This is a genomic window from Streptomyces sp. NPDC057424 (genome assembly GCF_042803315.1).
Lineage (GTDB): Bacteria > Actinomycetota > Actinomycetes > Streptomycetales > Streptomycetaceae > Streptomyces.
This window is the reverse complement of sequence record NZ_JBHVCP010000067.1, coordinates 1-17031: the sequence shown is the minus strand read 5'-3', so window position 1 is coordinate 17031 and position 17031 is coordinate 1. Positions and strand designations below refer to the sequence as shown.

Annotated in this window: 16 protein-coding genes; 11 read left to right on the top strand and 5 right to left on the bottom strand. The window is 72.3% G+C overall.

Going from position 1 to position 17031, the window contains the following annotated elements; translation table 11 throughout:
• The first annotated feature begins 28 nt into the window (after nt 1-28).
• The 5 genes from ACFU3E_RS33520 to ACFU3E_RS33500 all read left to right on the top strand — a co-directional run bounded on the left by ACFU3E_RS33520 (nt 29) and on the right by ACFU3E_RS33500 (nt 4611).
• Nucleotides 29-835 carry an MBL fold metallo-hydrolase gene (locus ACFU3E_RS33520; protein WP_384166955.1) on the top strand — a complete coding sequence of 269 codons (807 nt, stop codon included), beginning with the start codon at nt 29-31 and terminating at the stop codon, nt 833-835.
• A gap of 5 nt (nt 836-840) precedes the next feature.
• Nucleotides 841-1260 (top strand): nuclear transport factor 2 family protein, encoded by a 420-nt coding sequence (locus ACFU3E_RS33515; protein ID WP_384166952.1) that lies wholly within the window; start codon nt 841-843, stop codon nt 1258-1260.
• An 878-nt stretch (nt 1261-2138) separates the two neighbouring features.
• On the top strand, nt 2139-2528 hold the full coding sequence (locus ACFU3E_RS33510; RefSeq protein ID WP_384166949.1) for an NAD(P)-binding protein: 390 nt from the start codon (nt 2139-2141) through the stop codon (nt 2526-2528).
• 305 nt (nt 2529-2833) lie between these two features.
• A complete protein-coding gene (locus ACFU3E_RS33505; RefSeq protein WP_384167011.1) occupies nt 2834-3364 on the top strand; it encodes a DinB family protein in 531 nt (176 codons plus the stop codon).
• The gene (locus ACFU3E_RS33500; protein WP_384166946.1) at nt 3361-4611 is read left to right on the top strand and encodes an MFS transporter; all 1251 of its coding nucleotides are present in this window, start codon (nt 3361-3363) and stop codon (nt 4609-4611) included. The genes ACFU3E_RS33505 and ACFU3E_RS33500 overlap by 4 nt, the downstream gene beginning before the upstream one ends.
• 576 nt (nt 4612-5187) lie before the next feature.
• Here the strand turns inward: ACFU3E_RS33500 and ACFU3E_RS33495 are convergent.
• From ACFU3E_RS33495 to ACFU3E_RS33480, 4 genes are all read right to left on the bottom strand, one after another.
• Nucleotides 5188-5967, bottom strand: coding sequence for an SDR family NAD(P)-dependent oxidoreductase (locus ACFU3E_RS33495; RefSeq protein WP_384166943.1), 780 nt, complete (start codon nt 5965-5967; stop codon nt 5188-5190).
• Nucleotides 5968-6035: 68 nt separating this feature from the next.
• Nucleotides 6036-6944, bottom strand: coding sequence for a LysR family transcriptional regulator (locus tag ACFU3E_RS33490; RefSeq protein ID WP_384166940.1), 909 nt, complete (start codon nt 6942-6944; stop codon nt 6036-6038).
• A 291-nt stretch (nt 6945-7235) separates the two neighbouring features.
• Entirely contained in the window at nt 7236-9245 is a 2010-nt protein-coding gene (locus tag ACFU3E_RS33485) for an FtsX-like permease family protein (protein WP_384166937.1), read from the bottom strand.
• Nucleotides 9242-9964: an ABC transporter ATP-binding protein gene (locus tag ACFU3E_RS33480; RefSeq protein WP_384166934.1), complete on the bottom strand. Its 723-nt coding sequence runs from the start codon at nt 9962-9964 to the stop codon at nt 9242-9244. Before ACFU3E_RS33480 ends, ACFU3E_RS33485 begins: the two co-directional genes overlap by 4 nt.
• A gap of 162 nt (nt 9965-10126) precedes the next feature.
• Here ACFU3E_RS33480 and ACFU3E_RS33475 point away from each other — a divergent pair, with 162 nt between their 5' ends.
• From ACFU3E_RS33475 to ACFU3E_RS33465, 3 genes are all read left to right on the top strand, one after another.
• The gene (locus ACFU3E_RS33475) at nt 10127-11323 is read left to right on the top strand and encodes a sensor histidine kinase (protein ID WP_384166932.1); all 1197 of its coding nucleotides are present in this window, start codon (nt 10127-10129) and stop codon (nt 11321-11323) included.
• Entirely contained in the window at nt 11320-11979 is a 660-nt protein-coding gene (locus tag ACFU3E_RS33470) for a response regulator (RefSeq protein WP_384166929.1), read from the top strand. The genes ACFU3E_RS33475 and ACFU3E_RS33470 overlap by 4 nt, the downstream gene beginning before the upstream one ends.
• 245 nt (nt 11980-12224) lie before the next feature.
• Nucleotides 12225-13199, top strand: coding sequence for an alpha/beta hydrolase (locus tag ACFU3E_RS33465; RefSeq protein WP_384166926.1), 975 nt, complete (start codon nt 12225-12227; stop codon nt 13197-13199).
• A gap of 506 nt (nt 13200-13705) precedes the next feature.
• On the opposite strand, the gene ACFU3E_RS33460 is transcribed toward ACFU3E_RS33465, so the two are convergent.
• Nucleotides 13706-13858, bottom strand: coding sequence for a hypothetical protein (locus ACFU3E_RS33460; RefSeq protein WP_384167013.1), 153 nt, complete (start codon nt 13856-13858; stop codon nt 13706-13708).
• A gap of 560 nt (nt 13859-14418) precedes the next feature.
• Here ACFU3E_RS33460 and ACFU3E_RS33455 point away from each other — a divergent pair.
• From ACFU3E_RS33455 to ACFU3E_RS33445, 3 genes are all read left to right on the top strand, one after another.
• A complete protein-coding gene (locus tag ACFU3E_RS33455; RefSeq protein WP_384167008.1) occupies nt 14419-14913 on the top strand; it encodes a MarR family winged helix-turn-helix transcriptional regulator in 495 nt (164 codons plus the stop codon).
• Nucleotides 14914-15285: 372 nt separating this feature from the next.
• Nucleotides 15286-15408, top strand: a complete 123-nt coding sequence (locus ACFU3E_RS33450) for a hypothetical protein (RefSeq protein ID WP_384166924.1) — start codon at nt 15286-15288, stop codon at nt 15406-15408.
• Between the two features lie 165 nt (nt 15409-15573).
• Nucleotides 15574-16941, top strand: a complete 1368-nt coding sequence (locus tag ACFU3E_RS33445; RefSeq protein WP_384166921.1) for a cytochrome P450 — start codon at nt 15574-15576, stop codon at nt 16939-16941.
• Nucleotides 16942-17031 lie beyond the last annotated feature (90 nt).

Genomic DNA, 17031 nt, shown 5'->3' with positions numbered 1-17031 from the left:
GAATTTGCACCCCTCCAGGAGGCCCCCCATGAGCACCCTCTCCTTCAAGATCTTCGACCTCGACTTCCCGGCCGGCAGCAAGAACAAGACCGCCACGCTCGTCACCGGTGAGCAGGAGGCGCTGCTGGTCGACGCCGCCTTCACCCGCGCCGACGGCCACCGCCTCGCCGCCGAGATCCTCGACTCAGGCAAGAAGCTGACCACCGTCTTCGTCAGCCACGGCGACCCCGACTTCTACTTCGGTGCCGAGGTCCTCGCCGACGCCTTCCCTGAGGCCGTCTTCGTCGCCACCCCGATCGTCATCGAGCACATCCGGCACTCCTACGAGGGCAAGCTCAAGGCGTGGGAGGCCCTCGGCCCGAACCTGCCCACCCGCCTGGTCGACCTCACCCCGCTGACCGGCGACCTCACCCTCGAAGGCCACCGCTTCGAGCTCAGGGGCGGCCCGGCCGGCCTGCCCGACCGCCACTACCTGTGGCAGGCCGAGCACCGCGCCCTCCTCGGCGGCGTCCTGCTCTTCCAGCAGGAGCACGTCTGGGTCGCCGACACCCCCACCCCCGAGGACCGCTCCGTCTGGATCGAACTGCTGGACGAGATGGCCTCCCTCCAGCCGGAGCTGGTCGTCCCCGGCCACCGCCTGCCCGGCACGGCCGCCGACGCCTCAGCCATCACCGCCACCCGCGACTACCTCGCCGCCTTCGATGAGGAGCTCGGCAAGGCGGCCGACGGCGCCACACTGACCGAGGCACTCGTCGAGCGTTACCCCGACAACGGCATGCTGATCGCCGCCCAGCTCGGGGCGAAGGTCGCCAAGGGCGAGATGAAGTGGGGCTGAGTGTCATGACCTGCGAGCACACCGACTTCGCGGCCTCCACGGCCCCCGTCGACGTGGTCCGCCGCCAGTACCTGGCCTCCGCGGCCGGCGACCTGGCCGCCCTGCGCGCCACCCTCGCCCCGGACGTGGAGTGGAAGGAGATGGCGGGCTTCCCTCTCGCCGGCACCTACCGCACCCCCGACGGGGTCACCGCCAACGTGATGGAGCAGCTGGGCAAGGACTGGGACGGCTGGACCGCCCACGACGACACCTATGTCGCCGAGGGCGAGAACGTCGTCGTCCTCGCCCGCTACACCGCGACCAACAAGGCCACCGGCAAGCCGATCGACGTGCGCGTCGCCCACCACTTCGTGGTCCGCGGCGGCCTGATCGTCCGCTTCGAGCAGTTCGTCGACACCGCCAGGGTTCGCGACGCCATGACGTAGGAGGGGCAACGCCTCACAGGCGAACTCACACAAGCCGGGAAGACGGTGAGGTCCACCGTCGGCAACGGCACGGCACCGTCTTCCGCAACACCTCCGCCGCCGATGTCAGCGGCCCGCGCGACGAAACCGTTGCCGCGACGGCGACCGGCACGGCTGAGAAGCGCGCCCGCACGTCGCCGGAACCCAGCACGCATCCCCGCGGAGTGGTCACCGCCTGACCTGATCACTGACTTGGGGCGGTCGCGGCACTGCGAAAGCTGTCATCGACAGGTGATGTCACTTGGCCAGATGTCGCGGCCGCCGCTGGTACCGGCGTCGCGCGGCGCGTGGGATCTGGTGATGGCACACGTCGCGTGTACTCGACTAGATCTCACTGACGCCCTGCTCGTGGGTTGCCCTCGGTGAGCCATCCGGCGACGCTGCCGAGGGCGTAGTGGTAGTGGGACATATCAGCCCGGGGCTCCTACCGTCGTGGCCGTCACAGGTCTCCCACACGGTCGTCGCTCCGTGCTCGCCGCTGTCCTGCCCGGCTCCTGATCCGACACGGCGAGTCTCGTCGGTGCCGCGCGAGGGATGGGGCGATGGGGACGGTTGGTGGACGCACCTGCTCGCGGTTGTTCCGGCCTTCTCGCCATAGCCGTTTGCTATGGCCGCATTCGCGAGGATCCTCTACCGGTCGCCGCGGACGGACCCTACCGTTGGACGCGCTCGGTGAAACGCTCTCGGAACAACTCCGTGTGCGCACCTTCTTCCTTCCCTGGAGTGATTCTCCGTGTCTCCCGACGCCGCAGGCATCCACCTGTGACCGTCGCCGAGTTCGACGCGACCGCCGTGCGACTGCCGATGGCCGACCGCGGCTCGGAAAGGAGGAGGCGACCATGCCATCCCTCGGATCTCGCCACGACGTCGTCGTCGGCGCCGGCCCGGCCGGGCTCACCGCGGCCACCACGCTGCGGACCGCCGGGCTCGACGTCGTCTGCGTGGAGGCACGCGACCGCGTCGGCGGCCGGCTGGCGAGCATCGGCGGTTTCGACCTGGTCGCCACCTGGTTCCGGGACGGCGAACAGCGGGTCGCCGAGCCGTCGCCAAGGTCGTCGCCGGTTACCGCACCCCGTTCTGGCGCACCGGGCGACTGGCCGGGGCGGCGATCAGCCACACCGGCCCGTTGCGAGAAACCCACGACATGTCCGGACCACACGGCGGCCGTGCCGCGCTGTTCGGATTCGCTGCCGCCGCCGCGCTCGGCCACGGGTTCGAGGCATCGGTGACCGCGCAGTTGGTGAGGCTGTTCGGCCCCGAGGCGGCCGAGCCCACGACGCTGCACGTCCAGGACCGGAGCGCCGAGCAGTGGACGTCGCCGGCCGGGGTGGGGAGCCTGACGGACTACGGTCTTCTCGGCCACCCCCGCTACCGGCAGCCGGCCTTGGCCGGCCGGCTGCACTGGGCCTCCCACCGAAACCGCGGCCGACTACGCCGGGCACATCGAAGGCGCCCTGTACGCGGGCCGGCAAGCCGCGACCGCCGTCCTCACGGCCCACGCCTGGGCCGCCGAAGCGAAGATCGGATGACCTACATGTTCGAGATCCCGGACCTGCTGCGCGAGTACGACCGAGCCCGTGCCTACACCGATCAGCTCTGGACCGACCTGAGCGCAGACGAGGTGCGGTGGCGCCCGCACGAGAACTCCAGCGCCATCGGCTGGCACCTCGGCCACCAGGCGCACGTCGCCCACTTCATGATCCGCAACCTGACCGCGGCCGAGCCCAGCCCCGACCCGGAACTCGACCCGGTCATGGATGCCGCGAACCCCGAACCCGCCCGTGGCCGACTTCCGGACCCGGCCCGGCTGGCCGCTTTCCGCACCGAGGTGGCCGACCGCGTCCACGCCCGCATCGGCGCCATCCGCGACGGCCGGGTCGGCGCGCCCCGGCAACTGACCGTCGTCGCCACGACGCTGCTCACCGCGCTGATCAACCACGAATACCAGCACGATCAGTGGATAGGCGAGGTCCGCTCCGCAGACCTGGGCCACGCGCTACCGGACCGGCCGCAGTCCGACCTGCTCACCGAACTCGACGGCTACCTCGTGATCTGCGACCTGTGACGCACAACGGCTACGCCGACACCTCCGAGGCCCGCCAGGCGCTGCACCACCGTACCCAGAGCGTCGTCATGGCCTCCCAGGTGTTCAGCGGCGCCGGGCTGGCCGCCGGAGTCACCGTCGGCGCGCTGCTGGCCCAGGACATGCTCGGCACCAGCAGCCTCTCCGGCCTGCCGTCCGCCCTGTTCACCGCGGGCTCCGCAGGTACCGCCCTCGTCGTCGGGCACCTGTCCCAGCGTCTCGGCCGCAGGGCCGGCCTGACCGCCGGGTATGCCGCGGGCGCGCTCGGTGGCGCCGGAGTCGTCGCGGCCGCAGCCCTCGACAACGTCGTCCTGCTCCTGGCGTGCCTGTTCGTCTACGGCGCCGGAACCGCCACCAACCTGCAGGCCCGGTACGCCGGCGCCGACCTCGCCGAGCCGGACCGCCGCGGGCGCGCCGTCAGCGCCGTGCTGGTCGCCACCACCGCCGGCGCCGTCATCGGCCCCAACCTCGTCGCGTCCACCGGCCGAGCCGCCCAGCACTTCCACATCCCGGCCCTGGCCGGCCCGTTCGCCCTGGCGTCCCTCGCCTACGCCATCGCCGGCACCATCCTGTTCGCGCTGTTGCGCCCCGACCCGCTCCGGGTCTCCAGCGCCCTGCGAACTCCCACGCCCGGCAACCTCGGCGCACCGGCGCGGCCGGCGCGGTCCGCCGCCGCGGGCGTGGCCGCCGGCGCCGCCACCATGATCCTCACCCAGCTCGTCATGGTCGCGGTCATGACCATGACCCCGATCCACATGAAGGCCCACGGCCATGACCTGGCCGCGACCGGCCTGGTCATCTCCGTCCACATCGCCGCCATGTACCTGCCCTCACCGATCACCGGCATCCTCGTGGACCGCGTCGGCCGTACGCCCGTCGCCGTCGGCGCCGGCATCACCCTGCTCGCCGCCGGGGTCGTTTCGGCCACCGCTCCCGACGACTCCGTCCCGCTGCTCACCGTCGCCCTGGCGCTGCTCGGCCTCGGCTGGAACCTCGGCCTCGTCTCCGGCACCGCGATGATCACCGACGCCGCACCGGTGGAGACCCGCGCCGGGATCCAGGGCACCATCGACCTGTGCATCGCCCTTGCCGGGGCCGGGGGCGGTGTCGCCAGCGGCATCATCATGACCGCAACCAGCTATGCCACTCTCTCCGTCGGCGGAGGTCTGCTCGCCCTCGCCGTGATTCCGTTCGTCGTCTCCGCCGCCCGGCGCGCCGTCCCGGGTTGAGGAGGGCTTGCCGGCGGCGTTGCGCGTCCCCGCGCGGTGTGGCGGCGAAGTACGCCTGCGACCGGTCGATGGATGAGGTCAGCCGGACCACCCGCGTAACCGCCCCGGCCCTCGACTTTCGTCGACGTCGCGGCGGGGCCGGGCCAGCCGCCCGGTGCGCACCGGCACCAGAACAGCGCGGCCGACCCGAGCCGAGGGGCCCTGGGCGCGACGGTCGCCCAGAGGTGGTCGGCGGCGATGGCGAACCCGTCCGGCCGCTCGCCATAGGTGCCGAGGGCCCGACGGACGTCGAGCAGCACGCCCCCGTCCGGCGATGGACGCCGCCGCGGTTTCGATGCCGGTGACCCGGTCACCCTCGCTCGTGACCGACTCGTCGGCCCGCCGGTGCGGGCCGGCGAGCGGGCGACCGTCCAGGCGGCGAGCAGAGCGGCGTACGGCACCACGGCGGCGGCGAGCCGTCCGAGTCTTCCTGGCCACGTAGCGCGGGACTCCGGCCGACGCCCTTCTCCGCCGCGGCCACCCGCATGCCGGTCAGCCGTTCGTCGAGCATCGAAGCCCGACCCGGTGCGGTGCCGGTCAGTTGCGTCCGGCCATGACGCCGCCGTCGACGTTCCAAACGGCGCCGGTGATCCAGTCGGTCTGGTCCGAGAGCAGGAAGGCCACCGTGGCGGCGACGTCGCCCGGCGTTCCGGTACGGCCGAGGGGGTGGAAGGTGTCGAACCCGTCGAGTACGGAGGCCACTTCTTCCCTGGGAATGAACTCCTCGTAGATGGGGGTACGCACGACGGCGGGGGCGACCGCGTTGACCCGGATGCCGTGCGGGGCGAGTTCCATGGCCAGGTGCTGGGTGAGCGAGTGCAGGCCGGCCTTGGCCATGGAATACGCCGACGACGGCGTCGCGGCGATGGCCTGATGCGCCCACATCGAGCCGATGGTGACGATGGAGCCCTTGCCCCCGCGGGCGATGATGTTGCCCGCGATGGTCTGGGTGAGAAAGAAGAAGGCCCGGTTGAGAGCCTGGTAACGGTCGTAGTCGGCGTATGTGTGGTCGACGAACGGCTTTGGGGCGAAGACGCCGGCCGCGTTGACCAGCAGGGCGGCGTCGGAGTGCTCCTTGGTCAGGTCGGCACGCAGGCGTTCCACGGCATGGGTGTCGGTGAGGTCGGTGGTCAGCACCGTGGCATCGCCCGAGCCCGCCAGCGCGGCGGTGGCCGCCGCGGCGTTGGCAGGGGACCGGCCGGTGACGACGACGCTGCCGCCGGCGTCCAGGACGCGACGGGCGATGGCCAGGCCCATACCGCTGGTGCCGCCGATGATGACGGCTTTTCTGCCGGTGAGATCGAGGGTGGGTTTCATGCGCCCACCGTAGATTTCACGGAATGCAGTCCGGTAGAGGATCTTTTGTGATGCGGCTATAACCTGAGCTAATCGCTCGCCGAGGTGTCGGACCCCAACGGCACGGCGGCTTCGGCGAGGGACTCCACGAACTCCTCCAGGTCGGCGGCCAGCGGATTCGAGCGGCTCCAGACGGCCTCGTAGGAGATCTCGACCGGGGCGCCGGCCCGTACCAGGGGGCGGCAGCTGGCATGCCGCCGGGTGATCTTGGAGCGGGGCAGGAGGGCGGCGCCCACTCCGATGCCGGCCCACTCGTCCAGCACGCGGTAGCTGGCCGCCTCGCCGGGATAGGTGCGCAGCGCCAGGTCGTGGCCCCGGAACAGCTGGGTCGTGAACGTGGTCAGTCCACATGTGTCGGGGACGAGGATGTAGTCCGCGCCGGCGGCGGCGTCCAGCTCCAGTGGGCCCTCGGCGCCGGGGGCCCCGGCCGGGTCGACGACGACCACGGGCTCGCTGAGGATGATCCGGTGCCGGTAGGCCGGCATGGCCTCCACCGCGGGCACCAGCAGCACATCCAGCTCGCCGGACCGCAGGTCTGCCCGCAGCAGGCCCAGATCGGCTTCCCGCAGCACCAGCTCGCGTGGCCGGGGCAGGCCACGCGCGGCGTCGAACGCGCAGGCCACCAGGTCGGCGCCGATCAGGGGCGAGACGCCCACGCGGATGCCGCCGGTGGCCGGGCGGGTCAGCCGGCGCGCCTCGGCCACGATCGAGTCCAGCGCCCCGAGAGCATGGTCGATCATGGGCAGGACGACGGCGCCGTGGGCCGTGGGCTGTACACCACGCGGCGAACGGTCGAAGAGTCTGACGCCGAGCTCCTCCTCCAGCCGCGCCACCCCGTTTGACAGCGCGGGCTGGGTGACGCCGTAGTCGCGCGCTGCGGCGCTGAACGACTTCGTGCGGGACACCGCCTGCGCATAGCGCAACCCCTCGACGTTCATCCCCAGCTCCCATCCATAAGCAGAGGATATATCTCAATCCGTTGGGGCCGTCGACCGCGCAACGGTTTGCCGCCCCGCGGCGGACGCTATTCCGGACGGGCATCGAACCGGGGATATTCGTCGGTGTCTGCGTCGGCAACGGTGACGGGCACGAGGTCGGTGAAGGTGCCTCCGCTGACGGCGCACAGTGGGAGGTCCCTACATCCCAAGCCCGGATACCTGGCGCGGCCGTACGCCGGCTCCGTGTGCCGCGAGGGCTGGGCCCGGCCGTCGGGCTCAGCCCCGCAGCGCTCACTCTTCCCGTGCCCCCGACCGCCGGGTGACCGCTCGCAGCAGGGGGCGGCTCAGCCCGCCGGCCGCCAGAATTCCGGCGACCCCGGCGGCACAGCACGCCGCGAGCACGATCACGCCGCGTGCGTCGAACGCCGGGGCGCCGCCGGCCAGCATCGCCGATCCCCCGCACAGGAGCCCTGCCGCGACGGCCCCGCCCGCCAGCACCGTCACCGGGATCAGCGTCTCCCGGCTGCGGGCGGCGTCCAGGACCCGCAGCGGGGTCCCCGCCAGGTGCAGCAGGCCGTAGGTGCGGCGGCGGTCCAGGACGGCGGCGGCCGCAGTGATCCCGGCCGAGGTGATGGCGACCGTGAACGTCACCACGAGCACCACCCGGGTGATGGTGGTGAAGTCCCGGGTGAACCGTGCCTCGGACCAGTTCACCTCGGGCCCGGTGATCGGGTACTGGTCGGGGGTCAGGCCCGTCAGCGCAGTACGGGCGCGGTCCAGGTCGGCCGGGCCGCCGGAGACGGTGGCGGTGACCTGGCGGCTGTCGGAGGGGCCCTGGGCCACGAAGCCGTCGTCCACGCCGACCACGGCGGTCACCCCGGCGGTGTGCAGGCGTTGTTCGGCCAGCGTCCGCACCTGAGTCACCTTGCTGCCCGGGACGGCGAGGGCGAGCTGGTCGGGCCGTCCTCCCCACGGGGGAGCGGCGTCCAGGGTGAGCAGGGCGAAGAACCCGGCGACGAAACCGGCCAGGGTGAGCCCGGAGACGATCCGCCAGGCGGCCTTCGGATCGTCCAGCAGCCGGCGCCCGGCCAGCAGCGTCGCGGGCCGCTTGGCCAGGGCGGTGACGATCCTGCCGAGCAGCCGGACCACCCAGGGCCCGATCACGGCCAGCGCCAGGAAGAGCGCGGCGAACGCGTACAGCGCCATGGAGTCGTCGCTGCCGTACTTCTTGGTGATCCAGCCGTACACGGCGACGACGACCACGAAGGCGACCGCCCGCGCGGCGCTCGCTCCCCGGCTGCGCGACCGGCGTGCCACGCCCAGCGGGCCGACGACCACCTGACGGAGCCCGGCGAGCGCGCTGACCACGACCAGTGCGACCACCCCGGCCGTCACCGCCAGCAGTGGCGGCGCGCCGATCCACAGGTCGGCCGGGTACCAGGCGCCGCCGGCGAGCGGCAGACTCGCTGCCACCGGCAGCAGCACCGCGTACCCGACGGCACCGAGCAGTGCCCCGGCCGTCGCGGTCAGCACCGCTTCGGCGGCCGTCAGGCCGGCGATGCGGCCCGGTGTGGCGCCGATCAACCGCAGTGCGGCGAGCCGCTGGTCGCGGCGGGAGACCGACAGCCGGGCGGCGGATGCCCCCAGCACCAGCAGCGGAACGATGACGAGGACGGTGGCGACCCGGGCCAGGGACTCGTACATCCTGCTCATGCCGTCCGTGAGGGGCGCGCCGGTGAAGGATGCGACGCGGGTGGGGGAGGCGATGTCGCCGACCCGGCGGGGATCGGGCTCGCGCGGGGTGGTGACCGCCGGGTCGGTGGAGCGGTGTCCGATCACCGCGACGAGTTCGCCGGGATGCGTCAGCGCCGCGCGGCCCAGTGTTCCGGTGGGTGTGCCGGGGACGGGGTGGCGGTCGGCGGGCAGCCGGTCGAGCAGGGCGCCGAGCGCCGGGGAGACCCACAGCTCGCCGGGGGCGGGGAAGCGGTCGAGGCCGGGCGGGGCGGGAGCGGTGCGGCCGGGCAGCCGGGCGACGTCCACGACGGTGACGGGCACCCCCCGGGTGAACGTCGTGCCGACCGCCTCGACGGCCACCGGACGGGAGGACTCCACCGGGTTTCGCCAGTCGGTGCGGTCCGAGCGGTGCTGGAAGCCCAGGTTCATCGCGACGCACAGCAGCAGCAGTGTGGTGGACACGGCCGCCGCCGCGACGGCGAGCCCGGTGGCGAGCAGACCGGTGCGGCCACCGGCCCGGGTGAGCCGCCAGGTCAGCGCCCAGGTGGTGCGGTCCAGTGCCCTCATCGCCGGTACCCCGCCTTCGCCCCGGCGCCGGTCTCCGTCGCGGCCTGGGTTCCGGTCAGCCGGCCGTCGCGGACCTGCACCCTGCGGTCGCACCAGCCGGCCACGTTCGCGTCGTGGGTGACGACGACCAGTGCGGCGCCCTGGCTGCGGCTGACGTCCACCAGCAGGCGGATCACCTCCAGGCCGGTGGCCTGGTCCAGCGCGCCGGTCGGCTCGTCCGCGAAGATCACTTTCGGGCGGCCGACCAGGGCCCGGGCGATGGCCACCCGCTGGGCCTGACCTCCGGACAGCTGCCCGGGACGCCGGCTCTCCAGGCCCTGCAGGCCGAGCGGCCCGAACCACTGCCGGGCCTGCTCGACGGCAGCGCGGCGCACCGTGCCGCCGAGCATCAGCGGCAAGGCCACGTTCTCGTCGGCGGGCAGTTCCGGCAGCAGCTGGCCGGACTGGAAGACGAAGCCGAACGCGGTGCGGCGCAACTCGCTGCGGGCCGGTTCACGGAGCTGGTCGACCCTCTTGCCGTCCAGCAGGACTTCACCGGAGTCGGGCCGTTCGATCCCGGCCAGGCAGTGCAGCAGGGTGGATTTGCCGGAGCCGGACGGACCCGTGACGGCCAGTGACTCGCCGGCCGTCACGTCGATGTCGACCCCGGCCAGGGCCCGGGTCATGCCGTAGGACTTGAACAGGCCGGTGCCGGTCAGGACGGCGGAGGGGGTGTTCATCGGGCGGTCTCCCCGGAGAGGGCAGTGATCATCAGGTGCATGCCGTCCACCATCGGGGCGCGCGGCGACCGGCTGTCTCGGCCGGACGGCCGGTTGTGGCGGCCGGACATCGGCCATTCGGCCGAGTCCGATTGGAATCGCCGCTTCCGTATCCTGCCGGGCGTGAACTCCGAAACTCCGCTGCTCCGCCGGGCGCTGACCGCCGCCGGCTGGATCATCCTCGGCCTGCTGGGGCTGCTCGACGTCTTCGCCAACGGGACGCCCGACTACCGCTGGACGAGCTTGCTGCCGATGGTGTCCGGCCCGCTCGCCTGCATGGCGCTGCTGTGGCCGGCTCGTCGGCCGAGCCTGCCGGTACGTGCCGTGCTCGCCGTCGGCGGTTCGCTGGTCCTCACGGCCGTGATCGCCGCTTTGGCAGGCCGGAACAGTGCCGGTACCTGGGGAGCGCTGGAGAGCGTCGCTCTGCTGGTGCTGCTGTCCCGCGCGATGTGGGCGGTGCCGGGCCCGAGGACCGCGGCGGCCGTTTCGGCCGCACTGAGCGTGGCGGCCATAGTGATCCCGTTGCGCTTGCTGCCGACGGACATCCAGAACGACAGCCAGAACGCCCTTGACGGGTCCCTGCTGATGGCGCTCGGCGCCGGCCTGGCTCTCGCCTGGGGCCTGCGGACACGGCTGCTGGAGGAGCGGCGGGCCCGCGACATCGCCGCCGTGCGCCAGCGTCAGCGCCTGGAACTCGCCCACGACCTGCACGACTTCGTCGCCCACCACGTCACCGGCATCATCGTCCAGGCCAATGCCGCGCTGGCCCTCCAGCACACCGCACCGGAACAGGTCCAACCGCTGCTGGAGAACATCACCCGCTCCGGATCGGAGGCGCTGGACTCGATGCGCCGTCTGGTGCGGGTCCTGCGCGAGGACGACCACGCGGGCGTGCGACCCGGCGAGGTGTGGGCGGAACTCGCCCGCCTGGTCTCCGCGTTCTCCGGAGACGAAGAGGACGCCCGGTTGCACGTGGCGGCGGCGGCCCGCGAGGTGCGGCTCGCCCCCGAGGTGGAGACGTCCGTGCACCGCGTGGTGCAGGAGGCGTTGACCAACGTACGCCGGCACGCGCCCGGCGCCGTGGTCGCCGTACGGGTCGATGTGGACGGGCACCGGCTGCGGGTCGAGGCGTACAACACGGCACCGGCCGCGCGCCACGCCGCCCCGGTCGGCGGGCGCGGCGGCTTCGGCCTGGTGGGCCTGCGGGAACGCGTCGAGGCGGTGGAGGGCACGCTGACCGCCGCTCCCACCGACGACGGCGGCTGGCGGGTGACCGCCGCCTTCCCGGTGCTGGCCGCTGTGGCAGGATCACCGGCGTGAACGATGCCGCGATCCGCGTGCTGATCGCGGATGACCAGGAGCTCGTCCGCATGGGCTTCCGGCTGATCCTCGGCGCCCAGCCCGGCATCGAGGTGGTCGGTGAGGCCGCCGACGGCGCCGCCTGCGTGGAGCTCGCCCGCCGGCTGCGGCCGGACGTGTGCCTGGTCGACATCAGGATGCCCAGACTGGACGGCCTGGACGTCACCCGGGCACTGGCGGGCCCCGGGATCCACACCCCGATGAGGGTCGTCGTGATCACCACGTTCGACCAGGACGACTACGTGCACACCGCGCTGCGCAACGGGGCCTGCGGCTTCCTGCTCAAGGACGCCCCGCCCAGCCTGCTGATCGAGGCGGTGCGGGCCGCCGCCCGCGGCGACGCGCTGGTCTCCCCCGCCGTCACCGTCCGGCTGCTGAAGGAACTGCGCTCCACGCGGCCCGAGCCGGATGCCGCCTGCCCGCTGACCGAACGGGAACTGGACGTGGCCCGGCTCGTCGCGGTGGGCCGGACCAACCAGGAGATCTGCGACCGGCTGGTGGTGTCGCTGTCCACCGTCAAGACGCACCTGGCCAACATCCAGCAGAAGATCGACGCCCGTAACCGGGTCGAGATCGCCGCCTGGGCATGGGAGCGCGGCATGGTCCGGGAGCGATAGGGGCGGCCGCACAGCCGCCACGCCGGAGCTGTTCACGGTGGCGCCGGCCACCTTGTCGAGCCTTCGGTACAGCTCGGGTGAACAACAGGTCATCATGTCCTGGCAAGCCCCAGGTCATGGCCGGGCCACCCGCCGTACGGCGGGCAGGTTCCGCCGTACGGCGGACCCCCGGCCGGCCGCCGGTGCGCGAATGATGGCCGCACGATCCGCCGCGCGCCCCCGGGCGACCAGTGTGAGGAGCACCCATGACCCAGGTACCGCCCCCGTTCGACCCCGAGCTCGCCGCCGCCCTGGAGCTCATCAAGGACGTCATCTCTCCCGGTATCACGCCGGACGAGATCGATGCGGTCCGCCAGGGTCCGGGGATCGAGATGCTGGCCGGGCTGGATCTGACCATGGACGGCTTCTTCGAGATCGAGGACCGGGCGGTGCCCGGCCCTGAGGGCGCGCCCGAGATATCGCTGCTGATCTGCCGTCCCACCGCCCCGGCGGAGGACGGCCCGCGGCCTGTGATCTACCACGTCCACGGCGGCGGCCTGATCCTCGGCAACAACCGGTTCGGGGCGGACGCCGCGCTGGCCTGGGCGAAGGAACTGGACGCGGTCGTGGTCTCGGTGGAGTACCGGCTGGCGCCGGAGAACCCGTACCCGGCGCAGATCGAGGACGTGTACGCCGGTCTGGAGTGGACCGCGAAGCACGCGGCGGAACTGGACGCCGACCCGGGGCGGATCGTCCTCGCCGGTGCCAGCGCGGGCGGCGGTCTGTGCGCGGCGCTGGCCCTGCTCGCCCGGGACCGCAAGGGCCCGCAGCCGATCGGCCAGCTCCTGATGTGCCCGATGCTGGACGACCGCAACGACACCCCCTCCTCCCACCAGATGGCGGGCCTCGGCGTCTGGGACCGTACGGCCAACGAGACCGGCTGGACCGCGCTGCTCGGCGAGCTCAGGGGCGGCCCCGACGTCCCCGCGTACGCGGCACCGGCCCGCGCGGAGGACCTGACGGGCCTGCCCCCGGCCTTCCTGGACGTCGGCTCCGCGGAGACCTTCCGGGACGAGGTCGTCACCTACGCCACCCGCATCTGGCAGGCGGGCGGAGTGGCCGAACTCCACGTCTGGCCCGGCGGCTTCCACGGCTTCGACGGTTTCGCTCCGCAGGCGGCGCTGTCGCAGGTGGCGCGGGCGGCGCAGGCGGGGTGGCTGCGGAGGTTGTTGGGGCGGTGAGGCGCGGGCGGAAAGACCGGGCGCGGGGCATCCCGCCCTCCCGGGCAGCGTAGCCTTTGAGGCACCGGACGATTTCGCGTCGGGCCTTGCCCTCCCGGGTGTTGTCTCTCAAAGTGATCAGGAGAGTGACAGCGCTGTCCGGGCCGAGGCCCATCGGTGTGGGCAGTTGCGGGGCGTGGCGTTCGACGAGCCGGGGCTGTCCGATCGCTTTCGGGGAGCTTCGTCCGGATCCCGTTGCCAACTGCTGCCGCAAGGCGAGAGGACGGCCATTGTCCTCGTCCGCTCGTGACCGGCATTGACGGAGACCCGCGTCCCCGCCGCACGAGCGAGTGGGCGGAATCAAGGCGGCGCCTGACGTCGGTGTCCGCCGAGCCTGCTGAAGAGGTCCTGTCGATCCGGCGGGCGCGCGTCGACGAAGGCAACGCTCGAGGTTGATGGCCAATTGGCGACGGCGGGCCGCATGGCCGGTCCCGGCCCGTGCTCCCAGGGCGCGATGTGCGCCATCCTCAGCCGGCCATGACCCGTACCCGGTCCCGTTCCGGGACGAGGCGCGAGGTGAGGCGTACGCAGCGGACCCTGCCGATGACCTCGACGAGGGCCTGAGTGGCCGCGACAACGGCAGGGACGGCCAGGTCGCCGGAAGCGCAGGGGTCTCCCACCACATCGCCTGCCCCGCCGGAACCACACGTGACGACCTGATCCGCGTCGCGGGCGGCCGATGGGCTATCAAGGAGTGCTCTCGGACCGCGAATCAGGAGAGCCGATCGCACGGACACGAGGACTGGATGGCGGATGACGCTGAGGTCGGATGGCTTCTGAACTCCCCAGGCGTGGTCGGTTCACGAACTGCCAGGCCGCGACCTTTCCATTGGCCGTGGGGGTGAGGAACAGAAATTCCTTCGGGTCCTTGACGCCAGTCACCGAGCGCGGTGTCTTGCCTTGTGAGGCGCCGACTCTCCGATTGTCGAAGGTGATCACGTGGTGCCGTGCGGCGATGCCGTCGACGACCCGCGGGTTTTAGTTGTCCAGGACCGCGGCCAGATGGTTGAGGAAGATCACCGGGGTGCCGGTGTCCGGCCCCAGTTCCCCGGGGTGGGGGACGGCATCCGACGGCGAGATCCGGGCCTTCCCCGCGTTCCGGCACGGTGAGCGCCCCCGGTGCCGCACGAGGCATGATCGGTGGATGCATGGTGTGGAGGACCAGTCGGGTGGGGGGAACGTGGACGGGCAGGCGGACATCTCGTCGTCGAAGGAGGCCGCGGACAATGCGCTGGTGCTGGCGTTCGGGCGGCTGCAGGGGGCGGCGAACCGGCTGGAGTACATCCTCGGGCGGTCGCTGGAGCAGGAGTGCGGCATCAGCCATCTGATGTTCGAGGTGCTGCTCATCCTCGGGCGGGCGGGCGATCCCGGGCTGTCGATGCGGGCCATCGCCCAGGAGCAGGTGCTGACCACGGGCGGGGCGACGCGTCTGGTGGACCGGATGGAGGCGGCCGGACTGGTGGAACGCGCCGAGGACCCCGGTGACAGGCGCGGGCGGCTGGTACGGCTGACCCGGCTGGGAGAGGAGACCACCGTGCGGGCGTCCCGGGTGCACATGGAGAACATCCGGCGCTACTTCCTGGCGCCGCTGCCGCCCGAGGACCGGGAGCGGTTCACCGAGAACCTGCGGATCCTGAGCCACTCCGCACGGGACGAGCTGCCCCGCCTGCCCTGAACGGCCCCTGCGGCCTGCGGCCTGCGGCCGTGCCACTTCACCGATTCCTCAACACCTCCACCTCCGGTGTCAGCGGCCCGCGCGACGAATCCGTCGCGGGGACGGCGACCGGCACGGCGGAGGAAACGCGCCCGCACGTCCGGAGCAGCGCGCGATCCTCGGAGGCGTGCTGCTGCTGGCGCCACGTCGCCGGACGGGACGGCCGCCCGCACCCCGGACAGGGGCCCTGCCCGGGGTGCGCCGCGTGTCGCCAACGCGGCGCTGGGAGCCGCGGCGGGGACGGCCATCCCGGCCGCGGACCGGTGGGATCGCGTGGAGCAGTGGGAGCAGTGGGAGCAGCCGGGTGGTGTCGTTGCGTTGCCACCGGTCAGCGTGTCCACTGATCTCGTGGTGCCGCCCCGCGTGCCCGTCCTCGGTGAGCGCGGCGACCGCCACCTCGGCGATGTCCGCAGCGTCGGCGAACGCCTCCTCGCCGTCCCCGGCCGGCAGCCGTAGGTCGTCGACGAGGCCCTCCGCCACCTAGCGCAGCAGCACGGTTCGTACTCGGCTCCCCAGCCGGCAGGTGACACGTGGCACAGCACACGCGTCTCCGTGGATTGCGCCCGCGGTGGACCAGGGAAGCCATAGGGCGTGATCACAGAGAAGGGAGCCTGAGGCCCCGTGACGCTCGAACCGCCCTCCATACCCCGAGCGGCAGGATCGTTTCCGCTTATCGGTCACGCGATACCACTGATGCGCGACAACCTCGGTTTCATCGCATCGCTGCGCCGGGACTACGGCCCCTTGGTCGAGATCACTTTGCAGCCCGGCACCCGAACCATCGTCGTTCAGGACCCCGACCTCATCCGCAGAATGCTCGTCGACCTCGCCCCCACCCTCGACAAAGGCCGCTTCTTCGAGAAGATGGGCCACATCCTGGGCAGCAGCGTGGTCACCGCGGCCGGACAGGACCACGTCCGCAGACGGCGCCAGTTGCAGCCGGCGTTCGCCCGGCCGGAGATCGCCCGGTACGTCGACATCATGCGCGCCGAAGTCACCGCCACAACCGGTGCCTGGCAGCCCGGCCAGAGCCTCGACGTCCGCGAGGCCATGGTCAAACTGTCGCTCGACATGCTCGCCAAGACAGTGTTCTCCGGCAGCCTCGATGAGGAGACCTTCCGCCGGCTGCGCCACGACCTCTCCGTGGTGATGACCGGCGTCGGCGCGCGCATCATGCTGCCCGACTGGGCCGAGCGGCTGCCGCTGCCCTTCAACCGGCGCTTCAACGAGTCCCGGGACGCCGTACGGGCCACCATCCACCAGGCCGTCGATGACCTGCAAGCCTCCGAACACGACACGGGCGACATGCTCTCTCTGCTGCTGCGCGCCACCGACCCCGACAGCGGCGAGCCACTGACGACGGACCAGATCTGCAGCGAAATCCTCACGCTGGCCGTCGCGGGTACGGAGACCACCGCGAGTGTCCTGTCCTGGATCCTGTACGAGCTGGCCCGGCACCCCGACATCGAGGCCCGGGTTCTGGCCGAGCTGCGTGAGGTCCTCGGGGGACGTCCCATCACCTTCGCCGATGTCACACGGCTTCCGTACCTGGGGCGGGTGGTGACCGAGGCGACGAGGCTGCATCACACCGGGTGGCTCGTCACCCGCAGGACGACCGCCGAGACCCGCCTCGGGGAGTGGACCCTGCCCGCCGGTACCGAGCTGGCCTACTGCCAGCACGCGTTGCACCGGGATCCCGCTCTCTACCCCGACCCTCTCGCGTTCGACCCCGATCGCTGGCTGGACGACGCTCAGCCGCCGCCCGCGGGAGCGTTCCTTCCGTTCGGCGCGGGCAAGCACAAGTGCATCGGTGACCACTTCGCGCTCACGGAGCTGATCACCGCGGTCGCGACGATCGTCCGCGCGGTCCGGCTCGACCTCGCCGCCGGCCGGACCGTCCGTCCGGTGGCCCGGGCCACCGTCCGGCCGAGAACCCTGGTCATGACCGTGCAGCCGCGGGAGAAAGCCGTGCGCCCCGCGGCCGCCTGACCCGCTGCCGGCAGGCGGGATTCCCTCTCTCGGCTGAGAAGTCCGGGGTGGGCTCCGGGACGGCAGCGGGCCGCCACCCGTCTTGGGCCC